At 43.8% G+C, this 19,537-nt stretch carries 15 protein-coding genes; all 15 read left to right on the top strand.

The genetic code is table 11. The features are described 5' to 3' along the window. Positions 1-5: 5 nt before the first annotated feature. The 15 genes from MFF31_RS15490 to pnp all read left to right on the top strand — a co-directional run bounded on the left by MFF31_RS15490 (position 6) and on the right by pnp (position 19,417). Positions 6-1,145, top strand: coding sequence for a 1-deoxy-D-xylulose-5-phosphate reductoisomerase (locus MFF31_RS15490; protein ID WP_238189011.1), 1,140 nt, complete (start codon positions 6-8; stop codon positions 1,143-1,145). Between the two features lie 90 nt (positions 1,146-1,235). Further along, positions 1,236-2,510 carry an RIP metalloprotease RseP gene (rseP, locus tag MFF31_RS15495; protein ID WP_238189012.1) on the top strand — a complete coding sequence of 425 codons (1,275 nt, stop codon included), beginning with the start codon at positions 1,236-1,238 and terminating at the stop codon, positions 2,508-2,510. Positions 2,511-2,520: 10 nt separating this feature from the next. Further along, positions 2,521-3,969 (top strand): proline--tRNA ligase, encoded by a 1,449-nt coding sequence (gene proS, locus MFF31_RS15500; RefSeq protein WP_238189013.1) that lies wholly within the window; start codon positions 2,521-2,523, stop codon positions 3,967-3,969. A gap of 43 nt (positions 3,970-4,012) precedes the next feature. After that, positions 4,013-8,329 carry a PolC-type DNA polymerase III gene (locus MFF31_RS15505; RefSeq protein WP_238189014.1) on the top strand — a complete coding sequence of 1,439 codons (4,317 nt, stop codon included), beginning with the start codon at positions 4,013-4,015 and terminating at the stop codon, positions 8,327-8,329. Between the two features lie 170 nt (positions 8,330-8,499). Then, a complete protein-coding gene (rimP, locus tag MFF31_RS15510; RefSeq protein ID WP_238189016.1) occupies positions 8,500-8,961 on the top strand; it encodes a ribosome maturation factor RimP in 462 nt (153 codons plus the stop codon). A gap of 36 nt (positions 8,962-8,997) precedes the next feature. Beyond that, a complete protein-coding gene (gene nusA / locus MFF31_RS15515) occupies positions 8,998-10,095 on the top strand; it encodes a transcription termination factor NusA (RefSeq protein ID WP_238189017.1) in 1,098 nt (365 codons plus the stop codon). 39 nt (positions 10,096-10,134) lie between these two features. Further along, on the top strand, positions 10,135-10,446 hold the full coding sequence (gene rnpM, locus MFF31_RS15520; RefSeq protein ID WP_238189019.1) for an RNase P modulator RnpM: 312 nt from the start codon (positions 10,135-10,137) through the stop codon (positions 10,444-10,446). Further along, a complete protein-coding gene (locus tag MFF31_RS15525) occupies positions 10,436-10,789 on the top strand; it encodes a L7Ae/L30e/S12e/Gadd45 family ribosomal protein (RefSeq protein WP_238189020.1) in 354 nt (117 codons plus the stop codon). The genes rnpM and MFF31_RS15525 overlap by 11 nt, the downstream gene beginning before the upstream one ends. Beyond that, a complete protein-coding gene (gene infB / locus MFF31_RS15530; RefSeq protein WP_238189022.1) occupies positions 10,758-13,520 on the top strand; it encodes a translation initiation factor IF-2 in 2,763 nt (920 codons plus the stop codon). The genes MFF31_RS15525 and infB overlap by 32 nt, the downstream gene beginning before the upstream one ends. Before the next feature lie 7 nt (positions 13,521-13,527). Continuing rightward, a complete protein-coding gene (gene rbfA, locus MFF31_RS15535) occupies positions 13,528-13,884 on the top strand; it encodes a 30S ribosome-binding factor RbfA (protein ID WP_238189024.1) in 357 nt (118 codons plus the stop codon). Between the two features lie 47 nt (positions 13,885-13,931). After that, positions 13,932-14,870: a DHH family phosphoesterase gene (locus MFF31_RS15540; protein ID WP_238192056.1), complete on the top strand. Its 939-nt coding sequence runs from the start codon at positions 13,932-13,934 to the stop codon at positions 14,868-14,870. Positions 14,871-14,873: 3 nt separating this feature from the next. Further along, positions 14,874-15,785, top strand: coding sequence for a tRNA pseudouridine(55) synthase TruB (gene truB / locus MFF31_RS15545; RefSeq protein ID WP_238189026.1), 912 nt, complete (start codon positions 14,874-14,876; stop codon positions 15,783-15,785). Positions 15,786-15,825: 40 nt separating this feature from the next. Then, complete coding sequence (locus MFF31_RS15550) at positions 15,826-16,773, top strand: bifunctional riboflavin kinase/FAD synthetase (protein WP_238189027.1); 948 nt, start codon at positions 15,826-15,828, stop codon at positions 16,771-16,773. Between the two features lie 173 nt (positions 16,774-16,946). Further along, positions 16,947-17,216: a 30S ribosomal protein S15 gene (gene rpsO, locus MFF31_RS15555; RefSeq protein WP_197933845.1), complete on the top strand. Its 270-nt coding sequence runs from the start codon at positions 16,947-16,949 to the stop codon at positions 17,214-17,216. A 98-nt stretch (positions 17,217-17,314) separates the two neighbouring features. Beyond that, positions 17,315-19,417, top strand: a complete 2,103-nt coding sequence (pnp, locus tag MFF31_RS15560; RefSeq protein ID WP_238189030.1) for a polyribonucleotide nucleotidyltransferase — start codon at positions 17,315-17,317, stop codon at positions 19,415-19,417. Positions 19,418-19,537 lie beyond the last annotated feature (120 nt).

Here is a 19,537-nt window from a genome sequence, read left to right on the forward strand (position 1 = left end):
CCCTTTTGAAAAAAATATCGTTATTAGGATCTACAGGTTCAATAGGCACACAGACGCTGGACGTTGTTAAGCATCAACCTGATCGGTTTGAGATTGTAGGTCTATCCGCTGGTTCTAACGTGGAATTGGTTATTGAGCAGGCACAAGTATTTAAGCCTTCCATTGTCAGCTTGGCTACGAAAGAGCTTGCCGATCAAGCACGTCCCCACTTACCAACTGGCACTAAAGTCGTTTATGGTGAACAGGGGTTAATTGAAGTTGCTGCTGGAACGGATGCAGACATGGTTGTAACTGCTATTGTGGGCAGTATGGGATTACCTGCTACTCTGGCTGCCATTGATGCAGGGAAAACGATTGGTCTCGCGAACAAGGAAACGTTAGTTACCGCTGGTCATATTGTTATGGAGCGTGCCAAGCAGCGAAAAGTTGCTATTCTTCCCATCGATAGCGAGCACTCTGCAATTTTTCAATGTTTGAATGGCGAGCAGCGTCAAGGGGTTAAAGGAATAACATTAACAGCTTCTGGAGGTTCTTTCCGCGATCGAAGCAGAGCAGAGTTAGAAGGTGTCACTGTTACCGAAGCGCTAAATCATCCCAATTGGTCTATGGGTGCCAAAATTACGATAGACTCGGCAACGATGATTAATAAAGGGCTAGAAGTTATTGAAGCAAGATGGTTATTCGATCTTACATATGATCAAATTGATGTTCTGATTCATCCAGAGAGCATCATTCATTCCTATGTTGAATTTAACGATCATAGTATAGTGGCTCAATTGGGAATGCCTGATATGCGAGTTCCTATTCAATATGCATTAACTTACCCTGAACGAATTGTTACTCCAACGGAGAGACTTAACCTCGCTTCCATTGGCAAGCTAAACTTTAGAGCAATGGATTTTGAACGATTCCCATGCCTCAGATTAGCTTTCGAATGTGGAAGGATGGGTCAATCAGCTCCAACGGTGCTGAATGCAGCTAACGAAGTGGCTGTGGCTCGTTTCCTAAATGGTGAGATCACATTTCTTGATATTGAACGGGTGTTGGAAACAATCGTTGGACGTCATGAAGTTTGCAACATAAACGATCTTGAAACGATTGCGGAAGTAGACGAATGGGCGCGCAGTCTAGCGGCATCGGTCTGAACATAACCGAAGAAAGTGGTTCTCTTGTAACGGACGGGAGAATAATGATAATCTATGTACAGGCCGTAACGAACAGGGGGCAACACTTCTATGGGGACAATTCAGGTCGTTTTTATGACCGTGTTAGTATTTTTTGTAATTGTAACAATTCATGAATGGGGCCACTATTACTTTGCGAAACGTGCGGGGATACTCGTAAGAGAGTTTGCAATCGGTTTTGGGCCGAAGCTATTTTCTTTGAAACGTGGTGAGACTAGATTTACGCTTCGGTTAATTCCTGCAGGCGGATTCGTCCGTATGGCTGGAGAAGATCCAGAACTTGTCGAAGCGCAGCCGGGGCAGACAGTAGCCGTGCGGCTAAAGGATAATCTAGTTACTCGTATTTATCTCGATCGGTTGGACGAGAGAGCTGGAACGATTCGCGGTGAAGTGGACTCTATAGATTTAGAGCACAAACTTACCATCTCGCTCAATGTAGAAGGAGAAGTGGAAAACTACTCCGTACATCCGCAAGCTTTAGTCATTGCTAAGGGGAAAGACACACAAATTGCACCGATAGATAGACATTTCGGCAGCAAACCTATTCGTAAACGGGCAATGGCTATATTTGCCGGTCCGATGATGAATTTTGTTCTGGCTTTTGTGCTGTTTGGGGTTTATGCTCAATTAGTTGGCGTTCCAGTTGATAACCCAGACAAACTTCTTGTAAGTACGATTGAAGAGAACTATCCCGCTTCCAAAGTGGATTTGAAGAAGGGTGATATCGTTGAATCAATTAACGGTATCGAAATTGGAGCCGATCTGCCAAAAATGATCGATATTATCGGTAAATCGCCGAATAAACCAATTGAAATGAAAATTAATCGTGATGGAACTTCACATGCAGTTACGATCACACCTCGTCCGAATGAGGAAGGTGTTGGTAAAGTTGGTATTGGAGCAACACTTCCAACACGTCCGGCTACTGCTGTTGAGACGGTTACCAGATCGGCTGAGCTCATGAAGGTTTCGACTATATTTATTTTTGAAAACTTAAAGATGTTAGTAACTGGTCAATTCAAGCTGGATGATCTAGGCGGTCCAGTTAGAACAGCAGAAATGACTAGTCAAATTGCCAAAAAAGGCTTAGCTCAATTAACATCATGGACAGCAATGCTAAGTCTATATTTAGGAATATTCAACTTGTTGCCGGTCCCAGCACTAGATGGCAGTCGTTTATTGTTCCTAGGACTTGAAGGCATTAGAAAAAGACCGCTTGATCCAAGTAAAGAAAGTATGGTTCATTTCGTCGGTTTTGCCATGTTAATGTTATTGATGCTTGTCGTTACCTATAATGATATTTTACGATTAGTACGAGGGGAGTAGTCTGTCGCTCATGTCCAAAGATAAAGGATTTGTATCTGAAATTACACCGCAAAGCGAAGATTTCTCAGGATGGTATATTGATGTCATCAAAAAAGCTGAGCTTATGGATTATTCACCAGTTCGGGGTTGTATTGTATTCCGACCGGATGGTTATGAAATATGGGAGCATATTCAGCGTGATCTAGATCGCCGCTTCAAGGAAACGGGACATCGCAATGCGTATTTCCCGTTATTCATTCCAGAAAGCTTCTTCCAAAAAGAGAAGGAACATGTTGAGGGCTTTAATCCTGAACTTCCGTGGGTAACGGAAGCGGCGGGTGAGAAGCTGGAGGAAAGACTCGCAATTCGTCCTACTTCCGAAACAATGTTTGGTCATATGTATGCAAAATGGATTCAATCTTATCGTGACTTGCCATTGCTAATCAATCAATGGGCAAACGTTGTTCGTTGGGAGAAGCGCACTCTTCCTTTCTTGCGTACAAGTGAATTTTTATGGCAGGAAGGCCATACCGCTCACGAAACGGAAGAGGAAGCACGTCAAGAAACGATGCAAATGCTCGACGTGTATACAAGTTTTGTAGAAGAGTTTCTTGCGATTCCCGTTATTAAAGGTGAAAAAACACCTTCAGAGCGCTTCGCAGGTGCTGTTGATACGTATTCGATTGAAGCAATGATGAAAGATGGACGAGCTGTACAAGCTGGTACGTCTCATTACCTTGGAACTAAGTTTGCAGTTGCGTTTGATATTAAATTTTTGGATCGAGAAAATACATTGCAATTTGCTCACACAACATCATGGGGTGTCAGCACTCGTCTAATCGGGGCGCTAATTATGGTTCATGGTGATGATCGTGGACTTGCATTGCCTCCTAAAGTTGCACCAACGCAAGTTATCATGATTCCAATCGGCCCTGCTAAAATGCGTGAGCAAGTTGTTGGCAGAGTGGACGAGCTATATTCCGTGCTTAAGAAAGCAGGAGTTAGAGTTAAAGTAGATGATCGCTCTGATGTTAGCCCAGGATGGAAGTTTAATGAATACGAAATGCGCGGAGTACCTCTTCGTCTTGAACTTGGACCACGTGATATGGAGAACGGAGTAGTTGTTCTCGTGTCCCGTATAACAGGTGAGAAACGTATCGTACAGCAGGATAACTTGGTGGCTGAGGTTGAAGCAATGCTTGCTGAAACTCATGATGAAATGTTTAAACGTGCTAAAGAATTCCGAGCGAACAATTCTCGTTCAGTTGATACTCTGGATGAGATGAAGAGCTTCCTCGAAGAGCAACGTGGATTTGTTGAAAGCGGCTGGTGTGGTTCTGAAGCTTGCGAGAAGCAAGTGAAGGAAGAAACGGGTGCGACAAGTCGCAACATTCCGTTCGAGCCAACTGTCCAGAAGGCTACTTGTTTAGTATGTGGCGACGCATCTAAACATACTGTTGTTTTTGCACGTGCTTATTAAGAACTGAATATGTTCGGTTCGGATCGTCAAGGAGTGGAAGTACATGAGCCAAACCGGTGACAAGCGACAGCGTTTCGAACTGCTATTGCAGCAAGCGGGGCTGCCGCAAGAACTTATTCATACTTATTTTCAAGATGGATATATCGATCAAGTGATCGTAAGCAATAAAAATAAGGAATGGACGTTTTGCATCCGCAAAACGTCCATGGTTCCTTTACAGGCCTATAATGGTCTGTGCCAAGCCGTCAGAATGAAGTTTGAGCAGATTGCACAAACTTCATTCGTCTTTATTTATGATTCTGTTATTGAAACAGAAAATATTGTGCTTCAATATTGGCCGCTCTTCATAGAGTGGGCACAGAAGGAAATTGCGTCAGTTAACGGATGGCTGCAGAAGGCCTCGATTGATGCGCAAGGTGATGTTATAACGATATCATTACTTGATTCTACTGGACTTGAGCTTGCTCGTAAGAAGGGCGTCGATGAAGCGGTCGTTTCATTTTTTAAATCCCAGTTCGAACGTGATTGTAAAGTTAAGCTCGTAATGGGCGAATCTAGACAAGAGATTTATGAAGAATTTGTGCAGAAGATTGAGCAAGAAGAACGTGAAGCTGTCCAGCAATTAATGGCTGAGTCACAAATAGAATCCGATGCTTCAGGAGACAATGGCGAAGAAGTTGTGCGTCTTGCGGTCGGTTATGATATTCGTGAGGATGCTACTCCACTTATGAACATTCAAGATGAGGAAAAGAAAATTACGGTGCAGGGCGCTGTATTTGGTCTTGATGTTAAGGAGTTGCGCAACGGAAGCACGTTGTTTACGTTCAATGTCACAGACTTCTCTGATTCTATCGCCATGAAGATGTTCGCCAAAACAAAGGACGATGTTAAAGTATTGTCTCAACTGGCTAATGGCAAGTGGATAAAAGCTCGTGGAAGAATCGAATATGATCGCTTCATGCAGGAGCCAGAGCTTGTTATGATGCCAAATGATTTGCATGAAATCGGATCTCCTCGAGAGCGAATGGATAAGGCTGAGGAGAAAAGGGTTGAATTCCATCTTCATACAACGATGAGCTCAATGGATGCAGTTGCACCGATTGATGCTTACGTAAAGATGGCAGCCAAGTGGGGTCACAAAGCGATTGCTGTGACAGATCATAGCAACGTCCAGTGTTATCCAGATGCAGTGAAATCGGCAAAGAAGCACGGAATGAAAGTTTTATTTGGACTGGAAGCGAATGTCGTTAACGATGCAGTACCTATGGTGCTAAACTCCAGACCGGAGTTGCTTGCCACAGCGCAATATATTGTTTTCGATATAGAAACAACCGGCTTATCGGTTACTAATAACAAAATTATCGAGCTTGCAGGCGTCCGGATGCGTGATGGTAAAGAAGTGGATAGATTCACTACATTTATTAATCCGCATGAGAAGATTCCTTATCATATCCAGCAATTGACCAACATCAATGATGAAATGGTAAAAGATGCTCCTGAGCTTGAGCCTAAACTTCGAGAATTTATCGAATACATTGGTAATGACGTATTAGTAGCGCATAACGCTCGATTCGATGTTGGATTCATTCAGGCTAACTGCAAGTCACTCGGTCTACCTGAAGTAAAAAACCCAGTTCTTGACACGCTGGAATTAGCAAGGTTTTTACTTCCAACGATGAAAAATCACCGGCTTAACACATTAGCGGATAAATATAAAGTAGGCTTGGAAAGCCATCACAGAGCGATTGATGATTCCCTTGCATTGGGCGGAGTACTCTATGCTCTAATCGGTGTTGCTGCGGAGCGAAATATTACTGATTTACATCAATTAAATGATTATGTTGGTTTGGATATTTCGAACTCAAGGCCGTTTCATTGCAACATCTATGCACTAAATGCAATTGGCAAAAAAAATCTATTTAAGCTGATTTCCTTATCGCATACGGAATATTTCAAACGAGTAGCAACAATTCCAAAGAGCAAGCTAGTTGAGCTTCGTGAAGGATTGCTCGTTATTTCCGGTTGTGAAAAAGGCGAGTTTTTTGAGACGGTGCTTAATAAGTCTCAAGAAGAGGCAAAGGACATTGCAGAATTTTACGATGTGCTTGAAATTCAACCTATCGATTTCTATATGCATTTAGTAGAAAAAGGTTTAGTTGGCAGCCGTGCTGAGATCGAAGGCGCGATGCGTCGAATTTGTCAAATTGCTGATGAACTTGGTAAGCCAGTTATCGCAACGGGTAACGTTCATTATTTGAATCCACGTGACAAAATGTATCGTGATATTACCATTCATGGTATTACTGGCTTTAGCCCGCTCAAAAGTATTCGGAAGCCGGACGCCCATTTCCGCACGACGGAAGAGATGCTTGAGGAATTCAAGTTTCTTGGTGAAGCTAGAGCTAGGGAAGTTGTAATTACAAATACAGTAGCTCTATCCGAGCGATTTGAGCCGTTCGATATGTTCCCTAAGGAATTATTTACACCGATTATTGAAGGCGCAGATGAAGAAATTCGTAGCACTTGTTATGATACAGCGAAATCTATGTATGGAGAGAATCTTCCTCAAGTCGTTATTGACCGTTTGGAGAAGGAACTTGTCCCGATTATTAAATATCGTTTCTCCGCCAACTATCTCATCTCAGAGAAGCTGGTGAAGAAATCCAATCAAGACGGATATTTGGTTGGCTCCAGGGGTTCAGTTGGATCTTCTGTTGTAGCAACTTTTCTAGGTATATCCGAAGTTAATCCGTTGCCAGCGCATTACTTATGCTTGAGTTCGGATTGTCGCCACAGTGAGTGGTTCCTTGATGGTAGTGTACCGAGTGGTTTTGACTTGCCTGATAAAGGATGCCCGAATTGCGGAAAACCGATGAAGGGCGAAGGTCAAGATATACCGTTTGAGACTTTCCTAGGGTTTAAAGGCGATAAAGTTCCCGATATCGATCTTAACTTTTCTGGTGAATATCAGCCTATCGCTCATAACTATACAAAAGTACTCTTTGGTGAAAAAAGTGTATTTAGAGCAGGTACGATAGGTACGGTTGCTGAGAAGACAGCATATGGATTTGCTAAGAAGTATGAAGAAGAGCAAAACAAAAAGTGGCGTAGAGCCGAGCTTGAACGATTAGCTAGCGGATGTACAGGTGTGAAGCGGAGCACTGGGCAGCATCCAGGCGGTATCGTTGTTGTTCCTGATTATATTGAGGTCGAGGATATTACACCAGTACAATTCCCAGCAGATGACGTTAATGCGGAATGGAAAACAACTCATTTCGACTACCATGCCTTCGATGAAAACTTGCTCAAGCTCGATATTCTTGGGCATGATGATCCGACGATGATGCGGATGCTGCAAGATTTGACAGGTGTTGATCCAACAACAATCCCGATGAATGATCCTAAAGTTATGAGCATGTTCAATTCTACCAAAGCACTTGGAGTAATGCCTGAGATGATCAAATCATCAGTTGCCACTTACGGCGTACCTGAGATGGGGACAAAGTTTGTAAGGCAAATGTTGCATGAGACCCAGCCGTCATCCTTTGCGGATTTATTGCAAATTTCAGGGTTGTCGCATGGTACCGGTGTATGGCTTGGCAACGCACAAGAGCTTATTAAAAATGGAACCTGCAATATCAAAACCGTTATCGGCTGTCGTGATGACATTATGCTTTATTTGATCTATAAGGCTGGTATGGATGCGGGGTTAGCGTTCAAAATTACGGAGAGTGTTCGTAAAGGTAAAGGTCTTACTCAAGAGTGGATCGATGAGATGAAACGCTGCAAAGTGCCACAATGGTACATCGATTCATGTTTACGTATTGAGTATATGTTTCCAAAAGCCCATGCAGCGGCTTATGTTATTTCGGCAGTACGTACTGCTTACTTTAAGCTCTATTATCCAATCGAATATTATGCAACGTACTTTACAGTACGCGCAGATGACTTCGATCTGGAGCTGCTATGCCAAGGATATGAAGCTATAATTCGGAAGCTTGCAGAGATAGAGGCTAAAGGCTTCAATGCATTGCCGAAGGAAAAAAATATGGTTTCACAGCTGGAAATGTCGCTCGAAATGACAGCGAGAGGTTTCTCATTTAAACCGATCGATCTGTACCGTTCAGATGCAACGAAATTCCAAGTAGATGGTGGTTCACTCATTCCTCCATTTGCTGCTATTGCTGGTATTGGTGACAATGCTGCCCGGAATATTGCAGCATCACGGAATGACGGAGAGTTTCTGTCGATTGAGGATTTCCAGATGAAGTCCAAGGCAACAAAGACGATAATAGAGGTTTTAAACGGTATGGGTTGTTTCCGCGGACTCCCAGAATCCAACCAACTTTCTTTGTTTTAAATTTGGATTGACTAGAAATCATTTCTTGTCACTCTTATGCGATTATGATATAATTTTTGTGGCAATGATGAAGATGAAATCTTTAATGCAGAAGAGTGGGGAAACCCACTCTTTACGTTTTGTATTCGGCAATTACACATTGCGCTATGATAACAGGAGGTCAACCTAATTTGAGCACATCCAATATCAAATCCGCTATTGAGGTAATGATAAATCCTTTCCTCAATGACAATGGCTTTGAACTGGTCGATATTGAATATATCAAGGAAGGCAGTAATTGGTTTTTACGAATTTTCGTAGATAAGGAAGGCGGCATCGACATTGATGATTGCAAACGAATCAGTGAATTCGTAAGCGAAGAGCTCGATAGCAACGATCCGATAACCGACGCCTATTTCCTTGAAGTGTCTTCACCAGGTGCGGAAAGACCGCTAAAGAAGCCTGATGATGTGCGTAAAGCGATTGGCAAGCATGTATTTATAACGACATATGAGCCTATCGACGGATCGAAAGAGTTCGAAGGCATGCTGGTAGCGTTCGACGGTGAGAACGTTACTATTAGCATAGGCAAAAGAGAACATGCGATTCCGTATAACAAAGTCGCAAACGCACGTTTGGCTATCGTTTTTTAAATTTGCTTATATTATGAAAGGGGGAACTTCGTTCCAATGAGTATGGATTTTATTGAAGCCTTGCTGGAAATAGAGAGAGATAAGGGGATTGCTAAGGAAGTATTGCTTGATGCAATTGAAGCAGCTCTTATCTCGAGCTACAAGCGTAATTTCAACACAGCGCAAAATGTCAGAGTCGACATTAACCGTCATACTGGCGTAATTAAAGTTTATGCCCGCAAAACGGTTGTTGATGAAGTGCTTGATTCGCGTTTAGAGATTACAATCGAGGCTTCTCGTGAGGTCAACCCGCACTACCAACTTGACGATGTAGCTGAGATCGAAGTTACTCCAAGAGACTTTGGACGCATCGCAGCTCAAACTGCGAAGCAAGTTGTAACGCAGCGAATTCGTGAAGCTGAGCGCGGTTTGATTTACAATGCGTTTATCGATAAAGAAGAAGATATCGTAAATGGAATTGTGCAGCGTCAAGATGTTCGAAATCTGTTCATTGACCTGGGTAAAGTGGAAGCCGTTCTTCCTCTAACTGAGCTTATGCCGACGGACAAGTTTAAACATGGCGACCGTGTGAAATCTTTTATTACGAAAGTAGAGAACACAACAAAAGGTCCTCAAATTATAATGTCCCGTACACATCCGGGCCTATTGAAACGTTTATTCGAGCTTGAGGTGCCTGAAATTTATGATGGCGTCGTTGAGATTCGCTCAGTTGCTCGTGAAGCGGGCTTCCGCTCCAAAATTGCTGTATTTTCTCGTAATGAGGAAGTGGATCCAGTAGGTTCATGCGTAGGCCAAAAGGGTATGCGTGTACAAACAATTGTAAACGAGCTAAAAGGTGAAAAAATCGATATCGTTCGTTGGTCTGAAAGTGTGGAAGAATATGTGGCTAACGCACTAAGTCCATCCAAAGTGCTTGAAGTTATCGTATTCGAGCAAGAGAAGATGGCTCGTGTAATTGTTCCTGATTACCAGCTTTCACTTGCAATTGGTATTAAAGGTCAGAATGCTCGTTTGGCTGCGAAGCTAACAGGCTGGAAGATTGATATCAAGAGTGAAGCACAGGCCGAACAGGAATATGGTCGTCCGAAGTCTGCAACGGGAACGATGCATCAGGACTCTGTTTCCATCGATTAGTACGAGGACGACATTACATGCGGCAGAGGAGGGTGTACGATGAAACCGAGAAAAGTACCGCTTCGCAAATGCGTCGCTTGTCAGGAAATGATGCCGAAGAAGGAGCTTATTCGTATCGTGCGCACACCGGCCGATGAGGTCGGGATCGATCTAACTGGCAAGAAGGCGGGCCGAGGCGCTTATTTATGTGGCAAATTGGGTTGTTTTAAACTTGCAAAAAAAACAAAGGCGCTTGATAGGGCATTGAAACAACCTGTCGGCGAGCACATATATGATGAGCTAGAAAAAGAATTTATAGCGGTTGAAGATCAATTCATCGCAGCCAAGGAGCTGACGCAGGATGAAACCTAACAAGACGCTATCGCAGCTTGGAATGGCTATGCGTGCTGGGAAGCTTATAACGGGTGACGAGATTGTTCTGAAAGCTGTTAGAGCTAAGAAGGTTTATCTGGTGATTATCGCCAATGATGCTTCTGATAATACGAAGAAGAAATTTAGAGACAAATGCAGCACCTACGGAATACAACTCGCCGAAGCATTCGACCGAGAGCAGCTAGGAAAGGCGATTGGCAAGTCCGAACGCGTTGTGCTTGCGGTAACAGATATGCACTTCGGAAAAATGATTAGAAGTAATCTGAGCCAAAATACGGGGGTGGATCCTATTGAGCAACAAACAGGAGAGCAAAGACAATAAAGATAAGCTTCGCGTTTATGAGTATGCAAAGAACCTCAATATGAGCAGCAAGGAAATTATCACCATTCTTAAACGATTAAGCTTACCTGTTAACAACCATATGAGCGTTATGGAAAATGAAATGGTTCATAAGGTAGAGGGTTTCTTCCGGGATATAAAAGCTAATGCGGCGGCTAAACGTGCGCAAGAAAGCAGTGGAGCATCCGTATCGTCTGCTCCACCAGCGGTAAATCGCCCGTCCGCAACTCAGCAACAGGCATCAACGACGAACAAAACTCAAGATAGACAGGGGACAATGAATTCCATTAATACGAAAACTCCACAATCAGAGCAACAAGGTGAGCAAAAGCCACAGCAAACACAAGCTACAACTCAAGCACCTGCACAAGCTTCAACACCTGCAGCTGCATCTTCAACAACAGCTTCATCTCAATCGACTCGTCCGGCGAGTCAAGGACAAGGTAATCGTCCTTCAGGTCAAGGTCAACAGGGAAGTCGTCCAGCTGGTCAAGGCAATCGTCCTTCAGGTGGTCAAGGTAATCGTCCGTCAGGTCAGGGCAGTAGCCGTCCGGCAGGTTCTTCATCAACTGGCGGTAACAGTCGTCCAGCTGGTTCTTCATCAACTGGTGGCAGCCGTCCAGGCGGCTTCTCACAAGGCGGCGGAAACAGACCGTCTGGTGGTCAAGGTCAAGGCGGCGGAGCAAATCGTGGTGGCCAAGGTAGCACAGGTTCTCGTCCTGCTCCAGCAGCTCAAGGTCAAAACCGTAGCTTTGAGTCCAGAGCAACTTCACCTCGTACTGGTTCAGACGATAGAAACGCAGCTAACAAAAATGGCCGTAACAGCAACCAAGGCCAAAAGCGTTTTGAAGATGGACGTCCGGGTGGCGGCTATAAAGGTAACAATAACAATCGCGGCGGTAAAGGTCGCAATGGTAAATACCAACAAAGTAATCAGCCTCCTCGTGAAAAAATCGACAACACGCCTAAGAAAATTATCGTTCGCGGTACTATGACGGTTGGCGAACTTGCGAAGTTGCTTCATAAAGATGCTTCCGAAGTTATCAAAAAGCTTCTATTCCTAGGCGTAATGGCAACAATCAATCAAGAAATTGATATGGATGCAATTATGTTGCTTGCAGGCGATTACGGAGTAGAGGTAGAAGTGAAAATTCCGATTGAAGAAGATTCCTTCGAAACTGTTGAAGAAACAGACGAGGAAGAGAACTTGAGCGTTCGTCCTCCAGTTGTTACGATTATGGGTCACGTCGATCATGGTAAAACAACATTGCTCGATGCTATTCGCCAAACGAATGTAACAGGCGGCGAAGCAGGCGGTATTACACAACATATCGGTGCATACCAAGTCGAAATTAATAGTAAGAAAATTACGTTCCTTGATACACCTGGTCACGAAGCGTTTACGCTTATGCGTGCTCGTGGTGCTCAAGTTACAGATATTACGATTATCGTTGTTGCTGCTGATGACGGCATTATGCCTCAAACGATAGAAGCAATCAACCATGCAAAAGCTGCAGGCGTACCAATCATTGTTGCTGTCAACAAAATTGATAAGCCAGCTGCTGATGTAGATAAAATTAAGCAAGAAATGACTAGCTACGAGCTAGTTCCGGAAGAGTGGGGCGGAGACACAATCTTCGTTGAAGTGTCCGCTAAGCAACGAATCGGCATCGAAGGTTTGCTTGAAATGATTCTTCTTGTTTCAGAAGTAAACGAGTTTAAAGCGAACCCGAACAAACGTGCAAGAGCAACAGTAATCGAAGCTGAACTTGACAAAGGTAAAGGTCCAGTTGCACGTATTCTCGTTCAACATGGAACACTTAAAGTTGGGGATGCTTTCGTAGCAGGAAATTGCTTTGGCCGTGTAAGAGCTATGGTCAATGACCGTGGCCGCCGTATGAAAGAAGCAGGTCCTTCCACTCCAGTTGAAATCACTGGTTTGACTGAAGTTCCACAAGCTGGCGATCCGTTTATGGTGTTTGAAGATGAGCGGAAAGCACGTGCTATTGCTGATCGTCGTTCCATTAAACATCGTCAATCAGAAATCGGTGCAAATACTCGCGTTACTTTGGAAGATCTATTTACTCATATCAAAGATGGCGAAGTTAAAGAACTGAACGTTATTATTAAAGCGGATGTTCAAGGTTCATCTGAAGCACTAAAAGGCTCTCTTGCGAAAATCGAAGTAGAAGGCGTACGTGTAAAAATCATCCATAGCGGCGTTGGCGCAATTACGGAATCGGATATTATTCTTGCATCCGCTTCGAATGCTATTGTTATCGGATTTAACGTTCGTCCTGATCCTCAAGCAGAAGCAACTATCGGTCAAGAGAAGGTAGATGTACGTATGCACCGCATCATCTATAACGTAATCGATGAGATTGAGCAAGCGATGAAGGGTATGCTTGATCCGATCTTCAAAGAAGTTGTTATCGGTCATGCTGAAGTTCGTAACGTATTTAAAGTTACGAAAGTTGGGGCAATTGCTGGTAGTATGATTATCGACGGTAAAATTACTCGTGCAGCAGAAGCTCGTGTCGTTCGTGGTGGTATCGTCGTTTATACCGGTAAGATTGAGTCCTTGAAACGCTTTAAGGATGATGCTAAAGAAGTTTCCCAAGGTTACGAGTGTGGTATAACACTTGATCGCTTTAGTGATATTAAAGAGGGAGATATTATCGAAGCGTTCATCATGGAGACGGTAGAGAGGTGAATATAGCATGGCAAAGATTCGTGTAGGAAGAGTAAGCGAACAAATTAAAAAAGAGCTGAGCCAAATTATTCAAATGGAGCTTAAAGATCCGCGTATCGGTTTTATTACTTTAACAGGTGTAGAAACGACCAGCGACTTATCGCAAGCTAAAGTTTATTTGAGTGTTCTTGGCAGCGACGAACAGAAGGAAGAAGCACTAAAAGCGCTAGCTCGCGCTAACGGCTTCCTTCGTTCTGAGCTAGGCAAACGTATGAAGCTTCGTCATACACCTGAGTTACTGTTCAAGTTTGACAACAGCATTGAGTATGGAAGCCGAATCGAGTCGATTATCAGCGATATCAAAAGCAAGGATGACGTCAAGTGACGGCGCACGTCAACTATATAGAGCAACTAGATGAGGCATTGGACTTTATGAAGAACAATGCCTCATTCCTTGTTGTATCTCATGTGCAGCCGGATGGGGATGCCATTAGCTCAACAGTAGTCGTCAGTTGGCTGCTCGAGCGACTGGGGAAAAAGTCAGTGCTTGTGAACGAAAGCGAACTGCCTTCCAGATTGAGCTACTTGAATCACTTTGACCGTATCATATCCTTTAAAAGCGGACGGCCCGAGCTGACGTTCGATGCTGTAATTGCGATCGATTGCGCAGATTTCCGGAGAATCGGCGAAGTTGCTGACATCTTCCCAAATGACTGCAAGCTGCTTAATATCGATCATCACCCGACCAATAACGGATTTGGCACAGTGAATGTGATTCGGCCAGATGCGGCCGCTACAGTAGAAATACTGTATGACTTGATCGAAAGAGCGGGACTTGAGCCGGATCTTAATTGTGCGAATGCTATCTACACCGGATTGTTAACGGACACCGGAGGATTTAGATATTCCAACACTAGTCCGAGAGTGATGCAGATTGCTTCAAATTTACTTGCGATAGGGGTTTCTGGCAATAAGCTTGCAGATATTTTGCTTGAGAAGATGACACTTGCAAAGCTTAAGCTATTGCAGATGGCACTTAGCAGGCTAACCTTTAGTGAAAATTTGGAAATCGGCTGGCTTTATATTGGCAAAGATGACATTAAGGATTGCGACGCTGTTCCTGATGATCTCGAAGGAATCGTTAACTATGCTCTCAACGTCGATGGGGTAGAGGTTGGAATTTTGTTTAAAGAAGCTAACGACGGCGCTATAAAAGCAAGTCTGCGTTCTGCAGGCAAGGCTGATGTAGCAGCTATTGCTCAATCATTCGGCGGCGGCGGACATGTTCGTGCGGCAGGTTGTAGACTTGAAGGTCCACTACCTGAAGCGATAAAAGTACTCGTTGAAGCAGTAAGAAAGGCGTTGGTGTAGCAAATGGACGGCATTTTGGCAGTTTGGAAGCCTGAAGGCTGGACTTCCCATGATGTAGTAGCAAAAGTGAGACGGCTGCTTAAGATGAAGCGAATCGGGCATACGGGTACGCTTGATCCTATGGTAACCGGAGTACTTCCACTCTGTTTGGGACGGTCAACGCGAGTTGTGGAATATGTTCAGGAGCGGCCAAAAGCTTATGAAGCAGTTCTAAAGCTTGGTATTGCAACGGACACTGAAGATATGACTGGTGAAGTTATTGATCGTCAGCCTGTTGGCACGATAACTGAAGCAGAAATTAAAGCTGTTCTAGAGCGGTTCGTTGGCAACATCGAACAGGTTCCTCCAATGTTCTCGGCACTAAAGATAGACGGTAAACGTTTATATGAACTGGCTAGAGAAGGTAAGACGGTTGAGCGGAAATCTAGAACGGTAACGATACATGAAATTAAATTGCTTAAAGTGAACCTTGAGCTTGATGAGCCGGAAATTACGTTTTCGGCTGTATGCTCCAAAGGAACCTATATACGTACTTTATGTGTTGATATCGGTAAAGCTCTTGGGCTTCCTGCAACTATGGCTAAGCTCACTCGGACAATGTCGGGTGGGATTGAGACAGAGAGTTGTCTGACACTTGCTCAGATTGAAGAACTACTTCAAGAAGGTAAGCTTGAGGAACATTTGATAGCAGCGGATGAAGCGATCACGCATATTGACAAAGCTCATGTTTCATCTTCAACGGCAGTGCAAGTGCTTCGCGGACAAAAGGTGCCTTTGTCTCAAGCAACGCTTGAGTCTGGCGATTGGAAACAAGGCAGATTACTCCGTATATACGATTCATCACAACTGTTTCTTGGCATATTCCAGTCGGATGTCGAAGGAATGCTGCTGAGACCAGTTAAAGTATTTAACTAAAGCTATCTAAAGTTTATCTAGAAATGCAGGTGTGTCAGCGGTGGAAATTATTCCTTTATCTTATCCTTTATTGAATGCAACAACGTTATCACTGGCTAAGCCGATTTCCATAGCGATCGGTCATTTTGACGGCGTGCACAGAGGACATCAGAACGTCGTGAACGAAGCAATTTCTTTTGCTAAAGACACGGACATGCTCTCTGCGGTATTGACCTTCGCTCCTCATCCTAAGGAAGTTCTTGGACATGGTGATCAATACTATAGTTGTTTAACTCCTTTTCAGAAAAAGATGGATTTGTTTGCCCAATTAGGTGTTGATATTGTATTCGTCATGCAATTTGATTTAACATTTGCAGCAATGCTACCTAATGAATTTGTTGATGAAGTACTTCGACCGCTAGGAGTAAAACATGCGGTAATCGGCTTTGACTTTACATTCGGAAGTAAAGGGCTAGGAAATGCAGAAGTACTTCGTGAGTTGGGCAAGCCGGACATTGCAGTGTCAATCATAGAGCCGTTGTTCGAAGATGGCACTAAAGTAAGCAGCACCTACACAAGAGATTCGCTCGAACAGGGAAATCTTGAGATGGTGAGCTTATTGCTTGGTCGATCATATGAAGTCGTTGGAACTGTCGTGCACGGTGATGGACGGGGAAGAACGATCGGTTTTCCTACAGCGAACCTAGAGCTTCATGATCGGTATGTTTCACCTCGTTTAGGTGTCTATGCAGTAATAGCTTGGATTGACGGAATTCCTCATGGCGGCGTATTAAATCATGGTATGAAGCCTACCTTCAATAAAGCAGATGTTAAGCCAGTAATGGAAGCACATTTGTTTAATTTTGATGAGGATATTTACGGCAAAGAAATGAAGGTCCAATTTATAGCTTTCATTAGGCCAGAGCAGAAGTTTAATGCTATTGCTGACTTAATTGCACAAATCGCGGCTGATTCTGCGACAGCCAAGGAGCTGTTGGGGGAGCTTTAGTTCGTCCTTCTCGACAAGGTACTATCCCGTATGCTATACTATAAAACGTTGTGATGGACATTTGCTTTCTTAGGAAGTAAACATACATTCACAAACTTAACCTTAGCTTGGTTGTCCGATCAGAGTGTCGGTTTCGAGGCTAATGGCGATTATTATGAAGGAGTTGGAGAATAATGGCAATTACTCAAGAACGTAAACATGAGCTTATCGATACTCACAAAACTCACGCAAGTGATACGGGGTCTCCAGAAGTTCAAGTTGCTATCCTTACGGAAAACATCGTTAACTTGACTCAACATCTACGGGAGCACAAGAAAGATCACCATTCCCGTCGTGGTTTGCTCAAGATGGTCGGTCAACGCCGTAAGCTACTTGCTTACTTGAAAAACAAAGACGTTAGACGTTACAGCGCATTGATCGAAAAACTCGGCCTACGCCGTTAAACATGCGTCATGAAAAGCAACCTGATGATCTCGCCATCCGGAAAAACTGGATATGGGGACTCGGGTTGCTTTTTGTAATAGGAAAAGGAGGGACTTAAATGATTCATCGTATTGAAACGACGTTAGGCGGAAGACCACTTATTATAGAGACAGGCCGTCTAGCTAAACAAGCGAACGCATCTGTAACAGTTCGTTACGGCGAAACGGTTATATTGTGTACAGTTACTGCATCTTCGGGTCCAAAGGATTTGGATTTCTTCCCGCTTACAGTCAACTATGAAGAACGCATGTATGCAGTTGGTAAAATTCCTGGCGGCTTCATTAAGCGTGAAGGAAGACCAAGTGAAAAAGCGATTCTTTCCAGCCGCCTTACAGACAGACCGATTCGTCCATTGTTCCCGGAAGGCTTCCGTAATGATGTTCAAATCGCTAATATCGTAATGAGCGTGGATCAAGATTGTTCACCTGAAATCGCTGCAATGATCGGTACTTCTGCTGCACTATCGATTTCAGATGTACCTTTTAGTGGTCCGATTGGTGGAGTTATCGTTGGCCGTGTTAATGGCGAATTCGTTATTAACCCAACCGTGGAGCAAACGGAAGCAACTGATATTTTCGTTGTAGTCTCTGGTACAAAAGATGCAATTATGATGGTTGAAGCGGAAGCTAACGAAGTTTCTGAATCCGTTATTCTTGAAGCAATTATGTTTGGTCATGATGCAATTAAAGGCATCGTAGCAAAAATTGAAGAGCTTCAAGCAGTAGCTGGTAAAGAGAAAATGGAAGTTAAGCTACATACCGTAAACGAAATCGTTAATGGTGATGTTCGTGCTTTCGCGTCTGCTCGCTTGGTAGAAGCGATTAAAGTTCAAGAAAAGCATGCCCGTCAAGAAGCTATCGACGCTGTGAACAGTGATGCTGTTACACATTTCGAAGAGCAATATGCGGAAACGCCGGAACTGATCGGTGATGTTAAGGAAGTATTGTATGATATCGTGAAGGAAGAGGTTCGTCGCCTTATTTCTCATGATAAAGTACGCCCAGATGGACGAGCTTTGGAAGAGATTCGTGCAATTGATTGTGATGTTGCGCTATTGCCGCGTACTCACGGATCAGGTCTGTTTACACGTGGTCAAACTCAAGCACTCAGCATCTGTACGCTTGGCGCAATGGGCGATGTTCAAATTTTGGATGGCGTTTCGCCGGAAGAAACAAAACGTTTCATGCACCATTATAACTTCCCACCATTCAGCGTTGGTGAAGCGCGTCCATTACGTCCTCCAGGCCGCAGAGAAATTGGTCACGGTGCACTTGGAGAGCGTGCGTTGTCGAAGGTTATTCCTTCTGAAGCTGATTTCCCTTACGCAATCCGCCTTGTATCAGAAGTGCTGGAATCAAACGGTTCCTCATCCCAAGCTAGTATTTGCGCAAGCACGCTTGCTTTGATGGATGCGGGCGTTCCGATTAAAGCACCAGTTGCAGGTATCGCAATGGGATTGATAAAAGACGGCGACCATTTCGCTATTTTGTCTGATATTCAAGGTATGGAAGATCACCTCGGCGATATGGACTTTAAAGTTGCAGGTACTGCTGAAGGCGTAACTGCGATTCAAATGGACATCAAGATCGAGGGCATCAACCGTGAAATCTTGGAGCAAGCATTAGAGCAAGCGCGTCAAGGACGGATCCACATTTTGGGCAAAATGCTTGAAGTGATGACTACACCTCGTACGAACCTGTCTAAATACGCACCTAAAATTTTGACTCTTCGCATCAATCCGGACAAAATCCGTGATGTTATCGGCGCAGGCGGCAAAATTATTAACAAAATCATCGAGGAAACTGGCGTGAAAATCGATATCGAGCAAGATGGTATGGTATTTATCGCATCTTCCAACGAAGAGATGAACCAAAAAGCAAAAGCGATTATCGAAGGAATCGTGAAGGAAGTTGTCATCGGAGAGATTTATCTTGGTACGGTGAAACGCATTGAGAAGTTTGGCGTGTTCGTAGAGATCTTGCCTAATAAAGACGGTCTTGTTCATATTTCACAACTATCTGCGGATAGAGTTGCTAAATGTGAAGACGTCGTTAGTATTGGTGATCAAATTACGGTTAAAGTAACGGAGATTGACCAGCAGGGCAGAATTAATTTGTCACGCAAAGTACTCCTTACTCCAGACGTTCCAGCACAATCCTAATAAGTTCGCTACAACTTAAGACATTACCAAAGAGTCAGAGTTTATCTGTCTCTTTTTGTTTTTTTGGCGACATAATCTTGTCCATCCCATCATACATTGCTTCATAAGCGCATGATTACG

This window comes from Paenibacillus sp. L3-i20, from assembly GCF_022180385.2.
Classification (GTDB): domain Bacteria; phylum Bacillota; class Bacilli; order Paenibacillales; family Paenibacillaceae; genus Pristimantibacillus.